This is a genomic window from Mycolicibacterium parafortuitum (genome assembly GCF_002086815.1).
Classification (GTDB): Bacteria; Actinomycetota; Actinomycetes; order Mycobacteriales; family Mycobacteriaceae; genus Mycobacterium; species Mycobacterium parafortuitum.
Genome location: NZ_MVID01000056.1, coordinates 1 through 1943 on the forward strand (window position 1 = coordinate 1; position 1943 = coordinate 1943).

Consider the following 1943-nt stretch of genomic DNA (forward strand, 5'->3'; position numbering starts at 1 on the left):
TTTTTTGATCCGCCTCTTTTTCCCGTTTAGGGGTGGGTTGTTTTTTGATGCCAGTTTTTGGTGTCTTGTTTGATGATCGGATTTCTCTGATTGTGAATTCACCTGTCTTTGGATGGGTTGTTTTTGTTTGGAGAGTTTGATTCTGGCTCAGGACGAACGCTGGCGGCGTGCTTAACACATGCAAGTCGAACGGAAAGGCCCTTCGGGGTACTCGAGTGGCGAACGGGTGAGTAACACGTGGGTGATCTGCCCTGCACTTTGGGATAAGCCTGGGAAACTGGGTCTAATACCGAATATGATCATTGGCTTCCTGGCTGGTGGTGGAAAGCTTTTGCGGTGTGGGATGGGCCCGCGGCCTATCAGCTTGTTGGTGGGGTAATGGCCTACCAAGGCGACGACGGGTAGCCGGCCTGAGAGGGTGACCGGCCACACTGGGACTGAGATACGGCCCAGACTCCTACGGGAGGCAGCAGTGGGGAATATTGCACAATGGGCGCAAGCCTGATGCAGCGACGCCGCGTGAGGGATGACGGCCTTCGGGTTGTAAACCTCTTTCGCCAGGGACGAAGCGCAAGTGACGGTACCTGGAGAAGAAGGACCGGCCAACTACGTGCCAGCAGCCGCGGTAATACGTAGGGTCCGAGCGTTGTCCGGAATTACTGGGCGTAAAGAGCTCGTAGGTGGTTTGTCGCGTTGTTCGTGAAAACTCACAGCTTAACTGTGGGCGTGCGGGCGATACGGGCAGACTAGAGTACTGCAGGGGAGACTGGAATTCCTGGTGTAGCGGTGGAATGCGCAGATATCAGGAGGAACACCGGTGGCGAAGGCGGGTCTCTGGGCAGTAACTGACGCTGAGGAGCGAAAGCGTGGGGAGCGAACAGGATTAGATACCCTGGTAGTCCACGCCGTAAACGGTGGGTACTAGGTGTGGGTTTCCTTCCTTGGGATCCGTGCCGTAGCTAACGCATTAAGTACCCCGCCTGGGGAGTACGGCCGCAAGGCTAAAACTCAAAGAAATTGACGGGGGCCCGCACAAGCGGCGGAGCATGTGGATTAATTCGATGCAACGCGAAGAACCTTACCTGGGTTTGACATGCACAGGACGCCGGCAGAGATGTCGGTTCCCTTGTGGCCTGTGTGCAGGTGGTGCATGGCTGTCGTCAGCTCGTGTCGTGAGATGTTGGGTTAAGTCCCGCAACGAGCGCAACCCTTGTCTCATGTTGCCAGCACGTAATGGTGGGGACTCGTGAGAGACTGCCGGGGTCAACTCGGAGGAAGGTGGGGATGACGTCAAGTCATCATGCCCCTTATGTCCAGGGCTTCACACATGCTACAATGGCCGGTACAAAGGGCTGCGATGCCGTGAGGTGGAGCGAATCCTTTCAAAGCCGGTCTCAGTTCGGATCGGGGTCTGCAACTCGACCCCGTGAAGTCGGAGTCGCTAGTAATCGCAGATCAGCAACGCTGCGGTGAATACGTTCCCGGGCCTTGTACACACCGCCCGTCACGTCATGAAAGTCGGTAACACCCGAAGCCGGTGGCCTAACCCCTTGTGGGAGGGAGCCGTCGAAGGTGGGATCGGCGATTGGGACGAAGTCGTAACAAGGTAGCCGTACCGGAAGGTGCGGCTGGATCACCTCCTTTCTAAGGAGCACCACGAGAATCAGGCCCGCCCACATCGTGTGGGGGTTCGGTGATCTGATCGATTCGTTGGATGGCCTTTTCACCTGTAGTGGGTGGGGGTCTGGTGCACAACAAACGTTGAGAAGCGGTGTGGGAAACACTGTTTCGATGGAACTGCTGAACACACTATTGGGCTTTGAGACAACAGGCCCGTTGTTCCCTGGCTCGCTCTTTGTGGGCGGGTGTTGGGATGGCGTGTTGTTGCCCTGCTTTGGTGGTGGGGTGTGGTGTTTGATTCGTGGATAGTGGTTGCGAGCATC

The 1943-nt window shown here is 56.6% G+C and carries 1 rRNA gene; it reads left to right on the plus strand.

The features are described from left to right. The first annotated feature begins 124 nt into the window (after positions 1 to 124). Positions 125 to 1644, plus strand: a 16S ribosomal RNA gene (locus BST38_RS28720). Positions 1645 to 1943 lie beyond the last annotated feature (299 nt).